23 protein-coding genes and 3 pseudogenes are annotated in these 17470 nt (G+C 45.5%); 7 read left to right on the top strand and 19 right to left on the bottom strand.

The genetic code is table 11. The features are described 5' to 3' along the window. Positions 1-4: 4 nt before the first annotated feature. The 5 genes from AC58P7_RS06510 to AC58P7_RS06490 form a co-directional block, all read right to left on the bottom strand. On the bottom strand, positions 5-964 hold the full coding sequence (locus AC58P7_RS06510; protein WP_497341029.1) for an AAA family ATPase: 960 nt from the start codon (positions 962-964) through the stop codon (positions 5-7). A gap of 421 nt (positions 965-1385) precedes the next feature. Further along, complete coding sequence (spoVAE, locus tag AC58P7_RS06505; RefSeq protein WP_497341027.1) at positions 1386-1736, bottom strand: stage V sporulation protein AE; 351 nt, start codon at positions 1734-1736, stop codon at positions 1386-1388. Further along, the gene (spoVAD, locus tag AC58P7_RS06500) at positions 1733-2752 is read right to left on the bottom strand and encodes a stage V sporulation protein AD (protein ID WP_497341025.1); all 1020 of its coding nucleotides are present in this window, start codon (positions 2750-2752) and stop codon (positions 1733-1735) included. The genes spoVAE and spoVAD overlap by 4 nt, the downstream gene beginning before the upstream one ends. 4 nt (positions 2753-2756) lie before the next feature. Beyond that, entirely contained in the window at positions 2757-3230 is a 474-nt protein-coding gene (gene spoVAC, locus AC58P7_RS06495) for a stage V sporulation protein AC (protein ID WP_497341023.1), read from the bottom strand. Between the two features lie 24 nt (positions 3231-3254). Then, a complete protein-coding gene (locus tag AC58P7_RS06490) occupies positions 3255-4124 on the bottom strand; it encodes a DUF421 domain-containing protein (protein WP_497341021.1) in 870 nt (289 codons plus the stop codon). A gap of 187 nt (positions 4125-4311) precedes the next feature. On the opposite strand from AC58P7_RS06490, the gene AC58P7_RS06485 reads away from it, so the two are divergent. Next, on the top strand, positions 4312-4518 hold the full coding sequence (locus AC58P7_RS06485; protein ID WP_497341019.1) for a DUF1657 domain-containing protein: 207 nt from the start codon (positions 4312-4314) through the stop codon (positions 4516-4518). A 164-nt stretch (positions 4519-4682) separates the two neighbouring features. Here AC58P7_RS06485 and AC58P7_RS06480 read toward each other — a convergent pair whose 3' ends face one another. From AC58P7_RS06480 to AC58P7_RS06470, 3 genes are all read right to left on the bottom strand, one after another. Next, the gene (locus AC58P7_RS06480; protein ID WP_497341017.1) at positions 4683-4823 is read right to left on the bottom strand and encodes an N-acetylmuramoyl-L-alanine amidase; all 141 of its coding nucleotides are present in this window, start codon (positions 4821-4823) and stop codon (positions 4683-4685) included. A gap of 28 nt (positions 4824-4851) precedes the next feature. Further along, entirely contained in the window at positions 4852-5610 is a 759-nt protein-coding gene (locus tag AC58P7_RS06475; RefSeq protein ID WP_497341015.1) for a C1 family peptidase, read from the bottom strand. A gap of 190 nt (positions 5611-5800) precedes the next feature. After that, positions 5801-6136, bottom strand: coding sequence for an L-rhamnose mutarotase (locus tag AC58P7_RS06470; protein ID WP_497341013.1), 336 nt, complete (start codon positions 6134-6136; stop codon positions 5801-5803). A 123-nt stretch (positions 6137-6259) separates the two neighbouring features. On the opposite strand from AC58P7_RS06470, the pseudogene AC58P7_RS06465 reads away from it, so the two are divergent. Then, positions 6260-6397: pseudogene (locus tag AC58P7_RS06465) on the top strand (LysE/ArgO family amino acid transporter); the annotation flags it as partial. An 86-nt stretch (positions 6398-6483) separates the two neighbouring features. Here the strand turns inward: AC58P7_RS06465 and AC58P7_RS06460 are convergent. From AC58P7_RS06460 to AC58P7_RS06445, 4 genes are all read right to left on the bottom strand, one after another. Next, entirely contained in the window at positions 6484-6801 is a 318-nt protein-coding gene (locus tag AC58P7_RS06460; RefSeq protein ID WP_056609861.1) for a cupin domain-containing protein, read from the bottom strand. Positions 6802-6930: 129 nt separating this feature from the next. Then, positions 6931-8436 carry an alpha-glucosidase/alpha-galactosidase gene (locus AC58P7_RS06455; protein WP_497341011.1) on the bottom strand — a complete coding sequence of 502 codons (1506 nt, stop codon included), beginning with the start codon at positions 8434-8436 and terminating at the stop codon, positions 6931-6933. A 107-nt stretch (positions 8437-8543) separates the two neighbouring features. Beyond that, positions 8544-9488: an AraC family transcriptional regulator gene (locus tag AC58P7_RS06450; protein ID WP_497341009.1), complete on the bottom strand. Its 945-nt coding sequence runs from the start codon at positions 9486-9488 to the stop codon at positions 8544-8546. 91 nt (positions 9489-9579) lie between these two features. Continuing rightward, positions 9580-9744: a hypothetical protein gene (locus AC58P7_RS06445; RefSeq protein ID WP_497341007.1), complete on the bottom strand. Its 165-nt coding sequence runs from the start codon at positions 9742-9744 to the stop codon at positions 9580-9582. A 208-nt stretch (positions 9745-9952) separates the two neighbouring features. Here AC58P7_RS06445 and kduI point away from each other — a divergent pair, with 208 nt between their 5' ends. From kduI to AC58P7_RS06425, 4 genes are read left to right on the top strand one after another with little or no spacing between them, the layout of a single operon-like run. Next, the gene (gene kduI / locus AC58P7_RS06440; RefSeq protein ID WP_497341005.1) at positions 9953-10786 is read left to right on the top strand and encodes a 5-dehydro-4-deoxy-D-glucuronate isomerase; all 834 of its coding nucleotides are present in this window, start codon (positions 9953-9955) and stop codon (positions 10784-10786) included. Between the two features lie 35 nt (positions 10787-10821). Continuing rightward, positions 10822-11577 (top strand): DeoR/GlpR family DNA-binding transcription regulator, encoded by a 756-nt coding sequence (locus AC58P7_RS06435; protein WP_497341003.1) that lies wholly within the window; start codon positions 10822-10824, stop codon positions 11575-11577. 60 nt (positions 11578-11637) lie between these two features. Further along, positions 11638-12390, top strand: a complete 753-nt coding sequence (kduD, locus tag AC58P7_RS06430) for a 2-dehydro-3-deoxy-D-gluconate 5-dehydrogenase KduD (RefSeq protein WP_497341001.1) — start codon at positions 11638-11640, stop codon at positions 12388-12390. Next, positions 12391-13224: a sugar phosphate isomerase/epimerase family protein gene (locus tag AC58P7_RS06425; protein ID WP_497341000.1), complete on the top strand. Its 834-nt coding sequence runs from the start codon at positions 12391-12393 to the stop codon at positions 13222-13224. Positions 13225-13291: 67 nt separating this feature from the next. Here AC58P7_RS06425 and AC58P7_RS06420 read toward each other — a convergent pair whose 3' ends face one another. From AC58P7_RS06420 to AC58P7_RS06410, 3 genes are all read right to left on the bottom strand, one after another. After that, complete coding sequence (locus AC58P7_RS06420) at positions 13292-13765, bottom strand: GlcG/HbpS family heme-binding protein (protein ID WP_497340998.1); 474 nt, start codon at positions 13763-13765, stop codon at positions 13292-13294. 168 nt (positions 13766-13933) lie between these two features. Further along, positions 13934-14149 carry a hypothetical protein gene (locus AC58P7_RS06415; protein ID WP_497340996.1) on the bottom strand — a complete coding sequence of 72 codons (216 nt, stop codon included), beginning with the start codon at positions 14147-14149 and terminating at the stop codon, positions 13934-13936. Positions 14150-14338: 189 nt separating this feature from the next. Further along, on the bottom strand, positions 14339-15340 hold the full coding sequence (locus tag AC58P7_RS06410; protein WP_497340994.1) for an LLM class flavin-dependent oxidoreductase: 1002 nt from the start codon (positions 15338-15340) through the stop codon (positions 14339-14341). A gap of 210 nt (positions 15341-15550) precedes the next feature. On the opposite strand from AC58P7_RS06410, the gene AC58P7_RS06405 reads away from it, so the two are divergent. Next, a complete protein-coding gene (locus AC58P7_RS06405; protein ID WP_497340992.1) occupies positions 15551-15745 on the top strand; it encodes a hypothetical protein in 195 nt (64 codons plus the stop codon). A 77-nt stretch (positions 15746-15822) separates the two neighbouring features. Here the strand turns inward: AC58P7_RS06405 and AC58P7_RS06400 are convergent, their stop codons facing one another. From AC58P7_RS06400 to AC58P7_RS06385, 4 genes and pseudogenes are all read right to left on the bottom strand, one after another. After that, positions 15823-16017, bottom strand: coding sequence for a hypothetical protein (locus tag AC58P7_RS06400; RefSeq protein ID WP_497340990.1), 195 nt, complete (start codon positions 16015-16017; stop codon positions 15823-15825). Between the two features lie 18 nt (positions 16018-16035). After that, positions 16036-16320 (bottom strand): annotated as a pseudogene (locus tag AC58P7_RS06395) (response regulator); the annotation flags it as partial. Between the two features lie 55 nt (positions 16321-16375). Beyond that, the gene (locus AC58P7_RS06390) at positions 16376-16834 is read right to left on the bottom strand and encodes a cupin domain-containing protein (RefSeq protein WP_497341552.1); all 459 of its coding nucleotides are present in this window, start codon (positions 16832-16834) and stop codon (positions 16376-16378) included. A 489-nt stretch (positions 16835-17323) separates the two neighbouring features. Then, positions 17324-17470: pseudogene (locus tag AC58P7_RS06385) on the bottom strand (class II aldolase/adducin family protein); the annotation flags it as partial.

Genomic DNA, 17470 nt, shown 5'->3' with positions numbered 1-17470 from the left:
AGGCTCACTTCTCCAATCTGACCGGAACCCGTACTCCCTCAAAAATCGTAGCGAGCACTGAAGCAATACTGATGCCATCCATGCGCGCTTCCATTTGAAGGATCATACGGTGACCCAGCACAAAAGGAGCTAAATATTTAATATCATCCGGAATGACATAATCGCGTCCATGTAAGAATGCATACGCTTTGGAGGCTAACACTAAGGAAAGTGTCGCCCTTGGACTCGCACCGAGGAATACCGCGTGATGTTCCCGTGTTTTTCTTGAAATCGTGACTAAGTAATCAGCAACAGCCTCATCCATATGAACATGACGAACATGCTCTTGAATTTCAAGCACCTGTTTGGTATCGACAATCGCATGCAGCGATTCCATCGGATGTGCTTTACTTTGTGAAACGATCATCTGTTTCTCTGCTGCTTCACTCGGATACCCTAAGCTAAGTTTGATCATAAAACGGTCTAATTGAGCCTCTGGCAACGTATATGTACCTTCAAAATCAATAGGATTCTGAGTCGCCAACATCAAGAACGGGGATGGTAGCTCATGTAAGTCTCCATCTACCGTAATATGCTGCTCTTCCATCGCTTCCAGGAGGGCTGATTGTGTTTTGGTTGTGGCCCGGTTAATCTCATCAACCAGCAAAATATTCGTCATGATGGGCCCAGAACGGAATAGAAACTTCTCTTCTTTGGGGTGATATATAGAAACGCCAGTTATATCCGTTGGCAATAAGTCCGGGTTACATTGAATACGGCGGAATTGCCCGTTAATGGATTTCGCTAGCGCTTTTATGAGTACTGTTTTGCCTGTTCCTGGCACATCCTCTAGCAGAACATGTCCACCGGCCAACATCGCAGTAAGCAACAATTCAATTTCAGCGCTTTTGCCAAGAATACATGATTCTAAATTTGCTTTCAGCCTAGCTAGTACTTCTACGTGATGCTGGGTGGCAGTTTCCATGTGTTGATCCTCCTTAGAGTTTTCGAAGAAAACTTTCTTCGTAAGCATGTACTGAATATTGCTTGCAAAACTTAATTCGTAAGCATTGCTGCGTTTCCATAGAAACCATTTTTCGTGAGCGTGGACTCGCGTTTTGCTAAATCTCACCGAAAACTTGTATGCGTAAACATTGCCAATTTGGTTAGAATGCTTCATCTTCCGTTTGGCGCAGAAAAATAAAGAAATATGTACATAAATCTAGTTTACAGGAAAGTTTTTCGTCCGTATACTTGTAAATCCTCTAAAGTTATTTGTTAAAATTACCCACTTAATTTAGAGGAGGATTCATTCTATATGATGGATTCGCTAAAATAAGAAAGAAATAGAAAAAGACGCCTCTCGGCGTCCCTGCACACGCTATTTCATACCTCACTCATTACGTTCATCCTTTGGGTTTTACAAACAAAGCAGCCAGAAAAGAGAAAATAATGGCTGCGGATATACCCGCGCTGGTTACCTTGAAAATCCCGGTAATGATGCCTATATAGCCATCCTTTTGGAGCTCCTCTAATGCGCCGTGAACAAGCGCGTTCCCGAAGCTTGTAATGGGCACCGTTGCACCTGCTCCAGCAAATTCAATTAGCGGTTCATATATATTACACCCATCAGCAATGGCACCAAGGACAACAAGCGTGCTCATCGTATGCGCTGGCGTTAATTTGCCAACGTCCATCATGAGCTGCCCGAGTACACAAATGGCACCTCCGACAACAAACGCCCAAAAAAAGCTCATACGTACAACCCTCCAGACTCTATGGAAACAGCATGTGCGATACATGGAATACTCTCTCCTTGTTGAAATGAAAGCGGTGAATGCAAGGCTCCTGTTGCAACAACGAGAATTCTCTTCAATTCCCCTTTGGCCATACGCTTCAGAAGATGCCCATAGGTTACTGTTGCTGAGCATCCACAACCGCTGCCTCCTGCCTGAACCGTTTGTGTTTCACGATCAAAGATCATCAATCCGCAATCGCTATAGGTTGTTTGTTCAATCGGGAAATTATGCTTCTGAAAAAGTTCACGCGCAATGCTCGACCCTACCGTCGCCAAATCACCGGTCACGATAAGGTCGTAATAAGAGGGGTCGCGATTCAATTCGCGGCAATGGGTTTGGATCGTATCGACGGCCGCAGGCGCCATAGCGGCACCCATATTGAACGGATCCGTGATCCCCATATCCACGATTCGACCGATCGTGGCGGACGTGACGACGGGGCCGTCACCCGTTTTACCAAGCACGGCCACACCCGCGCCTGTGACCGTGTACTGCGCCGTCGGCGGCTTCTGTGAACCGTATTCCGTTGGATAACGGAACTGCTTCTCCGCCGTGCAATTATGGCTGCAAGTACCGGCCATAACGTAGTTGGCCGCGCCTGAATCCAGCAGCTGCGCGGCTAGCGCCAGCCCTTCCATCGAAGTGGAGCAAGCGCCGAATATACCGAGATACGGTATATTTAGCGTGCGAGCAGAGAAGGTGTTGGAGATGATCTGATTCATCAAATCGCCTCCAATATAGAACTGGATTTGGCCGTCAGTCAGGCCTGCTTTGGCCAGCGCACGCTGCGCAGCCTCCTCCAGCAAGGCCTTTTCTGCTTTCTCCCACGTTTTTTGACCAAGTGTCAAATCACCGTGAACGATATCAAAATCTTCATTGAGCGGCCCTTTTCCTTCATCAGGGCCCACGACAGTCCCCGTTGAAAGAATCACAGGGCGATTTTCAAAAAGCCAGCTTTGATGTCCCTTCAGCATATTGTCAGCTCCCGCCCATGAAAATAAGATGTGCAATGCCTACGAAAAAGGCCGCAACTGTTCCGAAAACGATAACTGAACCTGCTAATTTGAACATATTGCCGCCAACACCTAGCACAAGACCTTCAGCTCGATGTTCAATCGCCGCTGAACAAAGTGAATTCGCGAATCCTGTAACGGGGACCGAGCTTCCTCCTCCAGCCCACTGTGCAATTTTGTCGTAGATACCAAAGCTGGTTAAGATAACCGAGATGATAATCATGACAGCAACCGTTGGATTACCTGCTGTTTTTTCCGTAAATCCAAACCATTTAATGAAAATATGCATAAAGCATTCACCAATCAGGCAAATTGTGCCTCCCACTAAAAAGGCTCTGCAGCAATTCAATACAACAGGTCTTTTGGGTTCTTGCTTCTTGGCTAATTTTTGGTACTCCTGCTGCGTCATTGTTAAGTTTTTCTTCTTGTTGTTAGCCATGTTGAACTCCTATTCTCTCAAAACCTAAGCTCTGAGAATCGTATGTACTTGCTGAATAATTCTGGTTAATTGAAGGGAGCAATTTTCATACATCTGTTTGGCTGCTGCATTTTGAGTCGTTAATGAGAACAGTTCCAGATCGGCTTCGCATTTTTTGAGTGTAGCTAGTACGGCAGGACGTTCGCTTGGTACTGGTACTTGTAAGTTGTCATCAAAGAGGTCTACGGTTAATTCCCCATTCGTGTCAACCTGGCCGAGGAATACATTTTCTTTGGCAACCCCCAGCTTTTCCAGTTCCGTTTGCAGCCATCCTCTACTTCTTCCAGCGGCAGCCAACGGCTCATTTTGAATGACACCATCCATCATGACAGCTTGCGTTGGCTTCTCAATGGCCAACTTCATCCCCATATGCTTAGGTGTTAGCGGCTGATGCTCGCTCTTCAACAGAACACTCAAATCACCGCTAGATTCCAGCATCGCGAACTCCACATCAGCTATCCGAAATATACCTTTCGTTCGCAGCTGTTCAAGTAATTCATCACCTGTATAGCGTTCCTTTTTCAAATTACCCTCAAGTATCTTGCCATCTTTTATGAGAATTCGACCATTCCCCTCAAACCAACCTCGAAGAGTCTTGCTCTTCAACGTCAATATTTCCAACACCAACGGTACAAAAACCCACACCAAAATCGCAATTACACCGTGATAGTAATTCGCCTCAACATCGGTCGAGATGTTCCCCGCCAGATCCCCTAGCGTAATCCCGATCACATATTCAAAAAAAGTAAGCTGAGATATTTGTTTTTTGCCTAGAATCCGTGTTAGGACAAACAGAAACATTAAGGTGCTTAAGGCTCTAATCGCAATAAGTAAACCGTCTGGCACATCCCTCACCCTCCTACTCTCAGCTTTCGTTACCTACATTATGTGCCATTTGGGCACTAACTATTATTGCTCTAAATTGGATTTATTTGTTTACATGATCGGCTAATTATGCGGGCATATTAACAACCGCAACCGGAGAGCGCATGTTGATTTAATTTGTTCTCATCCATAATCAAACTTGAGGAGTGTATACAACATGACAGTAGCAGCACAAGTTAAAACAACCCTAGCTTCCTTAAAAAGCGCCCAGGCCAGTCTTGAAACCTTTGCCCTCAGTACGCAGAATCAAGAGGCCAAGCAATTATTTGAGACTGCAGCCCAATCAACACAGCAAATCGTCGATCAAGTTTCCTCGCGCGTACAGCAATTAGAGAATGAAGAGCCGCAATACAAAGGATTCTAGATGAAAAAACAGCCGCTTGCGCGAAATCGCAAACGGCTGTTTTTTTCACCATAATAAACATAGAAACAAGATTAACAAAACATAAAGGATGAGAATAAGTAATCTTAACCGGTCCTTTGGCATGAGAGCCGCCCCTCGTTTCGTTGAAATTCCTACCCGTTTGTTCATTCTAATGGTTGTCCTGATGCCTTCCTCACTTCGTTAGCAAGACGGTTGAATTCCTTCCTCGCTTCCTCATCTTCGGTTGCAAAATAAGCTGCCGATAAAAAAGCTATAATTTTGTTTGCATCAACCACAGTTAACATCGCACAAGACCTCCTTATATATCCGGTTTTATTTGCCAGTCCAGTAATCAAAGGTCAATGTATTGTTTCTGAAAAAGGAATAGGGGATATAACAGTACCCTGCATCGCCCCAGCCAACTCCCCATGAGTTCCGAACAATAACGACACCTTGACCCTTTACCTTGCCATCCTTGTAGCCAACAGCCAGTAGAGCATGCCCCCCAAGGAGCTTTTCCTTTTTCCGATTTGGATATGGTATTTTGCCTGTTTTAGAGGCCGTCTTACTTTCAAAGGAAGAATAGATCCAAATACCGAAAACGACAGGAGATCCGTCCGCCAATGCAGACTTTATGCCTGCCAAATCATGAATGCGATGGTAACCCTCAATCCGATAATATCTAGCCATGGACTCTGCCTCATAATTAGGTGTATTACGGAAGTTTGCAATCTCATAGGGCCATATTTCCTCTGGGCAAACGCCCGTTTTCTGAAGAACTTTTAGCCCATCACGAATGGTAGCACCTGCATCACGCTCCACCGTATTCTCAAGTTCTCGTTCATGCCAATAGTGAAATAGTCGTGATAACCGTGTGGGATTCTGATTCTCGGATCTAAGCCAGAACTCTCGTAATCCGCTTACGATCGCATTCGAGGTACACGATCCTAGGGCTCCTTGGTTCACTACGGGAGATAGCTGATTGCGTAAATCGGTGTGACTCGGCAATTGGGATTCCCGAATGTAATTAACGCTCCTGTATGTGAAATCACGAAAATCGCGAGGGTCCTGTTTCACTGTATATTTCCGCATACCTGTACCTCCTAAGATGCTCCACCGCAGAGTACTCCAGTGTATTCACCCATGGGCAAGAGCGTGCAAAAAAGCCCTGACGTCAACAGATTGCTGAGGTCAGGGCTTTTGGATTCTAGTCGGAGACATGAAAAAAGGATGCTAGATTGGCTCCAGTCATCCTTCATCTCGTAGAAATCTGATAGATCCATTATTTCAGGTAAAAAACTTCACGCATCGGTTGAATCGGCACAGCTTCACGGAAATCGAATGAACCCACGACCATTTTGGAAGTAATGGCGTTCCAACGATTACAAGCTTCGCTCTCCGCTAGATAGGCAAAAGCCTTCTCTAAATCATCACACAAGAACACATAGAAGAATTGAGAACCATTTTGAAAAATAGAATAATCCCTAATCCCAGCTTTACTGTGCTCTTCCATGATCTCTGGCCAAGGAGCCAAATGCATCTGAACATATTCCTCCAGAACTTCTTCACGAATTGTCCATGTCCAAGCGAATTTTCCACTGTTTTGCAAGAGAATCATCCTTTCCTTATTGGAATGTGTGTTGCATATTTATTATTTGTATGAGGTCAGCCAACGTGCGCTGTTTAGAATGAGTTTTCGATATGTCTCCAATAGTCGATGCTCTTCAAGGGATCGAACATAGTCTTGCTGCTTAATCCCCATGCGATCATGGATACGATTGGTGTCATCGGAACCAATTCCACCCAGTATGTAGGCAGTGAGAAATGGTCGTTCACGATCTGCGTCATTCTGGTTTCTTGGATTTGGTTTTTTGGTTTATATGGGTGTGCATCTCGTGAATCTCTAATATAAAATGAGAAATATGGTGACAAGAACCTTCTTGCCACCTTTTTAAATAGTAACGCCTAGCGTTTCACCAAATCTTCACGAATGGGTGTGAACACGTCAAGGAGAGCAGAGTCTTCCAAAGCCGTAACCCCATGCTTGGCTCCACTAGGTATATAAACCGTTTGGCCTTGCTCAATTACGGTTACAACGCCATCGATTGTAAATTCAATTTTCCCCTTCAAGCAATAGGACATTTGCTCATGAACATGACTGTGCTGGTATCCGATGGCGCCTGGCTCGAAGTGAACCTCCATCATCATTAAACCAACCTCAGCTTTCAAAATGCAGCGCGTCACGCCTGGCTCGGCTGCTTCCCATACCCCAATATTAGACATCTGACTTTCCCCTCTCATCATTAAACACTTCCATGGTAAACGAAAAAAAGACCGCAAGCGGCCCTTCACTTACCCTCTAATTATATCTGAAAAGAACCCAAATGAACATACTTGAAAATAAACGAACCATCAGGCTGTTGTTGTTGCACGATCCTTGCCTTTGTCAGCTTCCCCTGCGTTCTTGTTTGCTGCTTCACGATCCTGCTGCATATCCGCTACCGTTTTCACCTTCACCCGCGCTGCACCTTCATATTCACGCGTAGGAAGCAGATTGCCAGCGGCAAGACGTTGTTTGGCTTCTGCAATAGCTGCACCATATTGCGGCAACCAAGCCTCTTGGGCAACCAACATTTCATCCACCATTTGCCAAATTTCTTTCGGATTGCAGACCGCTCCAACAAGCGGATCCATCATAAAGGCTTGGCGCAGCAGCTTATCATCCCCATGAACAGCGGCTTCTACAGCTAAGCGCTGAACAGAGATGCTCACGTTACAAACGGCTGCCGGTCCTAAAGGCAGATCACCCACATGCGGCATGGAGATCCCGTTTCGATCGACATAGCCTGGCGCTTCAATGATCGCATCATCCGGTAAATTTGAGATAATACCTTTGTTCACAAGGTTAAAATGTCCGCGATAGACACGACCTGTTTCCAGTCCTTCGATGATATAAGATCCGTGCTCTTCACTGCGCTTTTCGCTGTCATAAACGAATGCCGGATCCTTCATCCAGTTCGGGAAATCTGTTTCAAACCAACGGCGTCCCTCCGTGCACACACGTAAGTATCCACCCGTTTCACCATTAATCCAGGAGCCCATGTCAATCCAATCCTGAATTTCACTTGCCCGCTTCCGATACCAAGGTACATATTCACTCAGATGTCCATTGGACTCCGTGCTGTAGTAGCCAAAGCGGCGAAGCATATCGATCCGAACTTTCTCTGTTCGCGCATACTCGGCATGATTTTCGAAAGCCTCCAGCAGCCCTGCAGTCAAATCCTTACCCTCATGCGAAGCTTGAATATACCAAGTTTGATGATTAATGCCTGCGCAAATAATGTCCACGTCTTTCTTATCCAATCCGTAAACATCCGCAATTTGATGATGTCCATGCTGAACACCGTGACATAGGCCAATCGTTCGCACACCACCGTACTTATTACAAGCCCAAGTCAACATAGCCATTGGATTCGCATAATTCAACAGCGTAACATCAGGCGCAGCGACCTCGCGAATATCTTGGCAAATGCGAAGCATTTCAGAGATCCCACGTTGTCCATACATAATTCCGCCAGCACATAACGTATCACCAACACACTGATCAACACCGTATTTCAATGGAATATCGACATCCGTGGCAAAAGCCTCCAAACCACCCACACGAATCGTACATAGGACGTATTTCGCGCCTACTAAAGCTTCTCTTCGATTCGTCGTCGCTTGTATTTGTATGGATAACCCATTCTCACGAATATCTCGTTGGCAGAGCTCAGTTACCATATCAAGGTTGTGTTGATTGATGTCTGTAAAAGCTACTTGAATGTTATGAAACTCAGGAACAGCTAGTAAATCTCTTAGAAGTCCACGTGTGAAACCAATGCTTCCTGCGCCTATAAATACTACCTTAAATGCCATATTTATCGCCCTCTCTATCACTTCGTCTATGCTTCACATTGTACCAAGCAGATGAGAGAAAACGTTATCAAATTTCTAACTTAATCGCTTTCCATTTGTCAAAAATTCTAACTTCCTTCTGGATAGTCTAACTTATGTTTATTCATCGATTTCCGATAATCCATGGGAGTTAAATTCGTATGGGCTTTGAATAGCATGTGGAAATACTGCCTGCTGCCAATCCCGATATACTCCGAAATATCTGCAATAGGAATGTCGGTTTCGAGCAGCAGCATTTGTGCTTTTTCCATACGAATATCGGTAAGATAAGCCATCAGAGTTTGTCCTGTGATCGCTTTAAATACCCGTTGCAAATAACCAGGATGCAGATTTACCGCACCAGCAATATCCTTCACTTGAATCTCGCGATCGTAGTTTTGATGCAAGTAATCCATACTTTGCTTCGCATACCATTCACTTTGCACCAAAGAATTACTTACACTTTCACGACGCAAACGAGCAATACGCAACAGCAGCTGGGCGATGAGTAATTGAATCATCGTTTCACTCTTCTCAGCTACCTTATCTAATTCTAGCACCAAGCTTTTCATCACATGATAGACTTCGTCAGAATCACGCAGCACCAAATAAGAGGTCGGGGCCTCCAATAAGGAGGAAAGCTGCTTCTCATCCGCCGCAAGCTGTTGGATCGATGGCATCACACCTTGATGCGCCGCGAAGCGGAACTCCACATTAAGCATGCGACACGGCTCCTCGTCATCAACGATAAGCCGGTGGGCGATATTTGCATCCAAGAGGATGAATTCCCCTTTTTTCAATCTCATCCTCTCAGTTCGTGTGGGGGAGAGTTGGATCTCAACCTCGCAAAAACCTTGAATCGTATACATAATCTCAGTCGCATCATGACGATGAAAGGGCATCTGAAAGCCTTGCCATTGTTTAAAATAATACGCAACCACTTGAGGATGGCAGGGTTGATCCATCAATATAGCAGGAAATAGACGCATAATTTGAGGCATGTGGAGCTCCTTTCCATCCGTTCTTAAGGACATTGTACTCTTCAGTTGTTAAAAAGAAAATCCCTTCGCTCTGAAGGGATTTTGGTCGCTTTTATTCTTATGTAAACCGTAACCGCATAAATCTTTAGTCCCGATCTGTTGACTCATTGTCTGAAAATGGGTGACTTAACTTATCCATAATCTCTTCAACAGCCTCACTCAACATGTCGGTTGGGGTTGTATCTTCCTCATCAGGTTGGGTTGGAATTGTATCATTGCATACACGATCAAAATAGTGACTTTTGTCCATTGGAATACGCCTCCTAAAATCTAAATTTACTATTAAAACTTTGCTCGTTTGCTTGTTTTGTACACATTTCGCTATCTTTATTCACAACAACCAACTTTTCTCGCATAGTACACAAGATCTCCTTGCCTAAATCGAAGATATGAAGTAAATTAAACCTATATGAACGTATATCAACACAAATAAACCAACTCTAAGGAGAGATTATCCGATGGATATCCGCTATGCCTCACACCCGAATGAAGTTAAACAATTTGACACTGAACGCTTACAAGCTGAATTTCAAATTGAATCCTTATTTACACCGAACCAAGTGACCTTAGTTTACTCGCATGTTGACCGTTTTATTATTGGTGGTGTTCTGCCAACAACTGAAACGCTTCAATTACAAGCTGACCGCAAAGAAATGGCTGCTGATTATTTCTTAGAGCGCCGCGAAATCGGCATTATTAATGTTGGTGCAAGAGGTACAATCACCGTTGATGGAACTGAGTACACCATGGATTCCAAAGATTGCATTTACATCGGTCTTGGCTCCAAAGAAATTTCTTTCGCAAGCGATGATGCAGCAAACCCAGCTAAGTTCTACTTCAACTCCACACCAGCGCACACAACGTACCCAACGGTTAAAGTTGCCATCAGTGAAGCGACCCCAGCTCACCTAGGCAGCATCAATACGTCCAATGAGCGTACGATTTATAAATACATCCACTTAGACGGCATTCAAAGCTGTCAACTCGTCATGGGGATGACACTATTGAAACCAGGCAACATGTGGAACACCATGCCAACACATACGCACAACCGTCGTTCTGAGGTTTACTTCTATTTTGACATGCCAGAAGATGCTGTTGTCTTCCACATGATGGGTGAACCGCAACAAACTCGTCACATTGTAATGCGTAATGAACAAGCTGTCATTTCACCAAGCTGGTCCATTCACAGCGGTGTAGGCACGAACAACTATACATTCATTTGGGGCATGGCTGGCGAAAATCAAATGTTCAATGATATGGACGCCGTGGCCATGCAAGATTTAAAATAATCGGTAATCCCATTTAAAGAACGGATGAAACTAGGGTGAATCCTTTACGTAGATATGAAACGATTATGGAAGTTCTCTTAGCTCAGAAGGAAGTTACCGTGAACGAGTTGAGTGAACGTCTTGAAGTAACAGGTAAAACCATTCGCGAGGATTTAGCCAAGCTGGAGGAAAAAGGGTTGCTTATCCGCATTCATGGCGGTGCTATGCTTGCTCAAAGCGATCAACTAGGCATTCTTTCTGCGAAAGAACCGAATATCAAGCATACTGATAAAAAATCGGAGATTGCGTCCCTCGCACTCCGATACATACAGCCTCGCGATATCATCGCACTGGATGGCGGCTCTACAACACTTGAAATCGCTAGGCGGCTGGATAATCAGCCGCTTACCGTTGTAACTAACGATCTTTACATTATCTCTGAGCTTGTCCATAAGGATGAAATTCGTCTTGTCGTTCCAGGCGGCTATCGTTTGCGCAACATGCTTGCAGGCCCTGAAGCCGTCCACTATGTACGAGGTCTGAACATTCAGAAATCGTTCATTTCCGCTACAGGCGTGCATTTGCAGCATGGCTTTACAATTTATACGAATGATCTTGTCGAGTATAAGCGTGCTTTGATCGGCTCCAGTGCAACTGTCTATGGGGTTATCGATCATTTCAAATTCGGACAATGTGCCCTGCGTACATTCGCTTCGTTATCCGAGGTGAGCATGATTTTAACCGATAGCGGCTTGTCTGCAGAAACGGCTCAGCAATTCCGCGACAAAGGCATTCTGATTGAAACTCATTAGGTGGAAAGAGCAGCTACACAAATAAAACCTACAATCGCTTATTTTGAAAAGGAGTACGTTATGACACTTTTTAATCTTTCAGGTAAAACAGCATTCGTTACGGGTGCTTCCGGCGGTCTTGGTCAAGCTATGGCAATTGGACTAGCAGAAGCAGGCGCGAATGTCATCGCAGTCTCCTCGTCCGAAAGCGTACAAACGGTTGAAGCGATTCGCGCATTGGGCGGCAAAGCAGAACTTATCGCGGCTGATCTTAGTAATGAAGACATCCTCGAGGATGTTGTTACAAGAGCGATCGGCATTTATGGCAGCATTGATATTCTCGTGAATAATGCAGGTATTATTCGTCGGACACCAGCAGTTGATCACGCACGTCAAGATTGGCACGATGTGATTGATCTGAACCTCAACTCGGCTTTCTTCCTATGCCAATTGATCGGGCGCCATATGATTGAACGCGGAAGCGGCAAAATCGTTAATATCGCATCCATGCTGACGTATCAAGGCGGTATTAACGTCCCTGGCTACACAGCGAGTAAACATGCCATTGCAGGTGTAACGAAGGCATTAGCTAACGAGTGGGCTGGAAAAGGCATCCAAATCAATGCCATTGCCCCAGGTTATATGACGACAAATAACACAGCTCCAATTCTCAAGGATGAGAATCGTACCAAATCAATCACCGATCGTATTCCAGCAGGTCGTTGGGGTTCACCTGAGGACTTGAAAGGTCCTGTAGTGTTCTTGTCTTCGAACGCTTCCGACTATATGAACGGACACGTGCTTTGCGTGGACGGCGGATGGATGGCGAGATAGATGGGTATTGGGACGCTTGCTCATACGGTCGGACATCTACCACTTACGGAACTGACTGCCAAGCTTAGCGGTCGTGACATCGATTTCGTCCAGCTAGCACTTAGTAAAGCAATCAGCGATTATGATTTGTCTCTTGGAAAATTAAGCCCTGCACTCGCCAATCACATTGGCGAGCAGTTTCATCGCGCGGGCGTACGGATTGGCGTTCTTGGATGCTACATCAACCCTATTCATCCCGATCCGCAGCAGCGACGCTATGAAATCGATAGATTCAAGGAACATTTGCGATACGCCCGCGATTTCGGTACATCCATCGTGGCAACTGAAACGGGCGAACTAACGACGTATCTCTCGGAAGATGCTGATGGGTTTGAAGATAGAGGTTGGACCATCCTCCAGCTAACAGTTGAAGAATTAGCCGAAGAAGCCGAGCGTTGGGGCGTTCATATCGGATTAGAGCCTGTTTTCACTCATACGCTGTCCAGTATAGAGAAAATGGCAAGAATCCTTGAGATAGTTCCTTCTAGCACGTTAGGTGTTGTGTTTGATCCTGTGAATTTACTTCCACCGACGGCTGTTGAGCCCCGTGATCAGCTTGCTTTTTTGGACCATGCCTTTGAAACGTTCGGCAATCGCATTGTGCTTACTCACTTGAAGGATTATGTAGTGAAAAATGGTCAAAAGAATGAAATTGAGTCAGGCAAAGGAATATTCGAGACAGCCGCGTTTTTGAAAAAGCTTCACCATTACAAGCCAGGCGTTGATATTTCCTTGGAGCGTCTCGAAGATCATACGATCGAAGAAACGTTCAAGTATGTCAGGAGCTTGTTATAAGCCCACATAGCAAATGAAAACGCACCCCCGACTTCTCTCTAAAGTGAGAGGTGTCAGTGGTGCGTTTTCATTTTTTAATATCCGCATCGGTGAGAACCTCGTATTGTTCGCCCAAATAACGCTGCAGCGCCTTCAAGATTGCCACACCAACTGCAATATCCTCCTCGCCTGCCCCACCGCTAACGCCTACCCCGCCAATGACCTGACCGTTCACCACGATGGGAAATCCGCCTACGAAAATGGCAAACTTCCCCGGCATCATCGCATGAATCCCAAAGGCTTCGCCGTGGATCGTCGCCGACCCGCCAGGCTGATTGAACAGATGTGTCGAACGTCTATGCCCGCTTGCCGTAAAAGCCTTCGCCATCGCGAGCTCAGGACTCGTGTTGCGTGCCCCATTCATTCGTTCTAATGCCAGCAAATAGCCGCCATCGTCCACAATACAAATCGTCTCTGCTGCCTGAGCTTCCTCTGCAGCTTGGATACCCGCAGCAATCATCACCCTCGCTTCCTCAATTTCTAGCTTGATTACGGATCTCATGTTGAATATCCTCCTTTGTCGAAACCTTACACGCACATTTTCCATTTATATGGGGAAGATCGCGAAAAAAGTCATGGTAATCCGTGTCTACCACATGCAAAAAAAGCCTAACCCGTCCCCTTCAGAGAGACAAATTAGGCTTTTGACTTTTGGTTTCTTCTGGCTAAGTTACTTATTGGGCTGCTGTTCGCGTGCCGGTCTTGTAGGCCGCTCCACCCAATTCTCACGGCTCATGCGTTTCACCTGATTAATCGGATTTGAAAGATCAATGACTTCCGCTTTAAACGGTTGCTCCGCCGCAAGCTTCTCTTTATACCCTGTGCCAGGTGCAGGTCCGCCTCCACCATTTCGTTTTCCCTTGTTCCACACACGATTCTTGCTCATGACACCACTCCACCATTTTTGTTTAAGTGTAATGGCAGACGCTCAAAAACGCAAATATAGGTTTCATCGAAGGTGAGAATAGATGTTACATACCGTTACAGGCAGCGAATCCAACATAATATCGCGCTCTTAGCAGACGATGTCAACATTAACTGGAAAACATCCAGTTATTTGCAAATCGGGGCAGCATTACAACTCGAACGCCTTCGCCAACAATCGATAAGAATGCAGACGTGCCTCGATGTTGTGAATCGGCGAGACTACCATGATTTCATCGGCTTGATACGCCTCATTGAGCTTCAAAATCTGTTCTTTCACTTGCTTTGGCGTACCAACAATCCGTTTGTGGCGAGCACTTCGGATCATTGCGTAGTCATTCTCCGTATACGGATAATTGAGTGCTGTATTCACCGAAGGGAATGAAGGCAACAGCATGCCTCGACCTAATGAAAGGAAGAATAAGTCTGTGCTCAGCGCAAGCTGATTCGCCTCTTCTTCCGTATCTGCGCATATAACCAACACGGCGGCTAGCGAATGCGGTTTCTCATTCAAAATCGAAGGCGTGAAATGCTCACGATAAATGCGCAGCGCCTGCTCACAATCCGCGTTTCCAAAAAACTGCGCGAACCCGAAAGCGGCCCCCTGATCAGCAGCAATCCTTGCACTGTCATAGGAAGATCCGAGCAGCCAAATTTCTGGTGCCGTCGGAATAATCGGCGAAGCATGCAGCGCGGCGAACCGATGGTTAGCCGGCAATGAATCATATAAATAACCCGTCAAATCAGCAATCTGCTGCGGGTATTGATCAACACCTGTATATTTTCCCTCTTGCAGGGCGCGGGTGGATATCGGCATCCCACCAGGTGCACGACCAAGTCCAACGTCGATACGCCCCGGATGCAGTGCCTCCAGCAAGCGGAAGTTTTCTGCTACTTTATATGCGCTATAGTGAGGCATCATAATGCCTCCTGACCCAAGGCGGATGCGCTCAGTTTTTGCTGCTAAATGTGCAATCAGCACCTCAGGACTTGAGTGCGCTAGTGCTTGGGATGCATGATGCTCAGACACCCAGAATCGGCTATATCCAATTCGATCTGCTTCTTGTGCGAGTTCTGTTGTTTCAGCCAACGTCTGCGCGGCATTACGCCCTTCTCCAATTTGCGATTGATCCAAAATACTTAATTTCAACATATGCGATCACCTCCTCCTAACTGTAACATAAAAAAGCACAGAATAGCAAAAAACACGAATCATTCTCCTACTATCGTCCCCAATCCCTTTTTTAATATAATAATCACGCAAACATTCATTTTCTGACAGAATCTCTCAATTTACACCTCTACCAAACTTATCCAATTGATGATATTTTATTATATACATCCTAGTGAGGGAGAGATTGCCATGAAAACTATTTACGAGAATTACAGAGGATTCAAAATTAACAAAGATGACAGCACCTATAACGCTATTCACGCGGATCGCATTATGTTTGCTCAGACGCCGCTCAGTCAAGTTCTGGATTCGATCGACCATTATATCGACGTCACGGAAAGTTCCGATTCACCTGAAGATCTGTCCTCATTTCCGCAAAATTAACTAGCAACACCTTGGATATAAGAAAAAGCCCGCCAATCAGCGGGCTTTTCACGTTCTATATACATTCTATTTGCTTCCTACAAAATGTGAATTTCACCGGCGTCTGGGTGTTGCCGATCTTCATGATCGGCCCGTTCGCGGACTCCCCAACGCATGACATCAGCTTGAGCTTGCCATCGCCGGTCTGCGTTACGTTCAGCGTCGTGATGGCTCCCGTCTTCACCTTCGCCTCGACGGAGACCAACCGAGTATAACCCGATTCGTGGTTTCATGCTTGCTTTAATGGCCGGTTATAAGGACATAGATGCATCATCATTCATAAATAAAGGAGCGAGAGCCTTCCCAGTTCGCAAAGCGCTGTCCCTTCTCTTCCTTCTCCTTGAGCAGCTTCCGAACCAAATGAGATGCGGCGGCGTAATCGGCTTAACCAGATATTCCTTGGCTCCAAAACGGATCGCTTTCTGAGCATACTCAAACTCACCATGCGCCGACAATATCACGATCGGAATGGAAGAATCCTCTAAGAAAATGTTCTCGATCAGTTCGATCCCATTCATTTTCTCCATTTGCATATCCGTAAAAACGGTTAAAAAAGAGCCATCTTCATAATGAAGAGACTCCGTTTGGTTCCTAACACGATTTCGAAATCAATTTAAAGTCGTCATAATGGAAACCTGGCGCTACCACACAGGAAACCAAAACTGGGTCATCGCCAAGAGGCCTCGCCATCTGCCAAACATTTGCTGGCACAAGCGCCTGTGGATGCTGACCTTTCAGCACGTCTGGACCCAGAATAAATTCCTTTGCGGCTTGAGGTTGCTCACCGGTTCCACCTAACGTTAGCAATATTGGGCTGCCAGAATGCCACAGCCACAACTCATCAGACAAGACGGTGTGCCACTCTGAGAATTCATCGGGATGAAGTAAGAAATATATTGAAGTTGCTGCATAGCGTGAACCGGAATACGCTTCATGTAAAATCTCTTTCGGGATTTCGAATGAGGCCTTCCAGAGTTCCTTGTACCATCCGCCCTCTGGATGAGGCTTTAAATCCAACGTTTGAACCAGTGGTGAAAGTTGTTTAGTAATCATATGATTTCTCCCATTTCTCTCTCTAATTTTACTAGCTATCTCTATCTAATCTAGCAAGCCGAAACTTGCAAAGTATGTATTATACCATAGCTAGCTCACATTTTGTATGTGGATTTGACTGATTTCTGAAACCACCAACGCTTACCAACGTAATGAAAAAAGTAAATCTTCTAACAAATGCTGGAAAACGAGGGATTTCGATGGACTCATTACAGACTGGATTGTCCAAGGACGCATCAACAACTCTCAAAGCCAAACTCTTACAGCAATAAATAAAATTAGCCCTGTCGTTGCTCAGCTGCAAAAAGAGGTTTCTGTAGCGGAAATGTCACTTTCTGTCATGATGACAAAGCGATTAAATTGGATCGAAGAATCTAGCTTAGATACCTAATAAAACAACAAACACCCACTCCAAGAACCCAATTGAGAGTGGGTGTTTCCATACAGACAGACTCTACTTCATCTGTTGCAACAAATTCACACGATAGCTTCGCACAGGTTCTTGCCTGTTGTCACGAGCCCGTGGTTGTGGAGCAGAATCGAGCTGTATCGACCCGCTTTCTCTGCCACGAGTTTAGCCAGCTTATCGGTTGTCGGCACGACATACGGGACGAAAGCAACATCGCCAACCAA

This window comes from Paenibacillus sp. J22FR5 (assembly GCF_059691975.1).
Note: the sequence above shows the minus strand (reverse complement) of the source record. Positions and strands in the feature narration are given on the sequence as shown.

What these genes read in the sequence shown, in the direction of transcription:
- spoVAE (WP_497341027.1), bottom strand. Translation starts at nt 1,736, where the DNA reads ATGAGCTTTTTTTGGGCGTTTGTTGTCGGAGGTGCCATTTGTGTACTC.
- AC58P7_RS06410 (WP_497340994.1), bottom strand. Translation starts at nt 15,340, where the DNA reads ATGTTGAAATTAAGTATTTTGGATCAATCGCAAATTGGAGAAGGGCGT.
- AC58P7_RS06450 (WP_497341009.1), bottom strand. Translation starts at nt 9,488, where the DNA reads ATGTCCTTAAGAACGGATGGAAAGGAGCTCCACATGCCTCAAATTATG.
- AC58P7_RS06420 (WP_497340998.1), bottom strand. Translation starts at nt 13,765, where the DNA reads ATGAGATCCGTAATCAAGCTAGAAATTGAGGAAGCGAGGGTGATGATT.
- AC58P7_RS06405 (WP_497340992.1), top strand. Translation starts at nt 15,551, where the DNA reads ATGAAAACTATTTACGAGAATTACAGAGGATTCAAAATTAACAAAGAT.
- AC58P7_RS06460 (WP_056609861.1), bottom strand. Translation starts at nt 6,801, where the DNA reads ATGTCTAATATTGGGGTATGGGAAGCAGCCGAGCCAGGCGTGACGCGC.
- spoVAD (WP_497341025.1), bottom strand. Translation starts at nt 2,752, where the DNA reads ATGCTGAAGGGACATCAAAGCTGGCTTTTTGAAAATCGCCCTGTGATT.
- kduD (WP_497341001.1), top strand. Translation starts at nt 11,638, where the DNA reads ATGACACTTTTTAATCTTTCAGGTAAAACAGCATTCGTTACGGGTGCT.
- AC58P7_RS06425 (WP_497341000.1), top strand. Translation starts at nt 12,391, where the DNA reads ATGGGTATTGGGACGCTTGCTCATACGGTCGGACATCTACCACTTACG.
- kduI (WP_497341005.1), top strand. Translation starts at nt 9,953, where the DNA reads ATGGATATCCGCTATGCCTCACACCCGAATGAAGTTAAACAATTTGAC.
- AC58P7_RS06445 (WP_497341007.1), bottom strand. Translation starts at nt 9,744, where the DNA reads ATGGACAAAAGTCACTATTTTGATCGTGTATGCAATGATACAATTCCA.
- AC58P7_RS06510 (WP_497341029.1), bottom strand. Translation starts at nt 964, where the DNA reads ATGGAAACTGCCACCCAGCATCACGTAGAAGTACTAGCTAGGCTGAAA.
- AC58P7_RS06480 (WP_497341017.1), bottom strand. Translation starts at nt 4,823, where the DNA reads ATGTTAACTGTGGTTGATGCAAACAAAATTATAGCTTTTTTATCGGCA.
- spoVAC (WP_497341023.1), bottom strand. Translation starts at nt 3,230, where the DNA reads ATGGCTAACAACAAGAAGAAAAACTTAACAATGACGCAGCAGGAGTAC.
- AC58P7_RS06470 (WP_497341013.1), bottom strand. Translation starts at nt 6,136, where the DNA reads ATGATTCTCTTGCAAAACAGTGGAAAATTCGCTTGGACATGGACAATT.
- AC58P7_RS06475 (WP_497341015.1), bottom strand. Translation starts at nt 5,610, where the DNA reads ATGCGGAAATATACAGTGAAACAGGACCCTCGCGATTTTCGTGATTTC.
- AC58P7_RS06400 (WP_497340990.1), bottom strand. Translation starts at nt 16,017, where the DNA reads ATGAAACCACGAATCGGGTTATACTCGGTTGGTCTCCGTCGAGGCGAA.
- AC58P7_RS06455 (WP_497341011.1), bottom strand. Translation starts at nt 8,436, where the DNA reads ATGGCATTTAAGGTAGTATTTATAGGCGCAGGAAGCATTGGTTTCACA.
- AC58P7_RS06485 (WP_497341019.1), top strand. Translation starts at nt 4,312, where the DNA reads ATGACAGTAGCAGCACAAGTTAAAACAACCCTAGCTTCCTTAAAAAGC.
- AC58P7_RS06415 (WP_497340996.1), bottom strand. Translation starts at nt 14,149, where the DNA reads ATGAGCAAGAATCGTGTGTGGAACAAGGGAAAACGAAATGGTGGAGGC.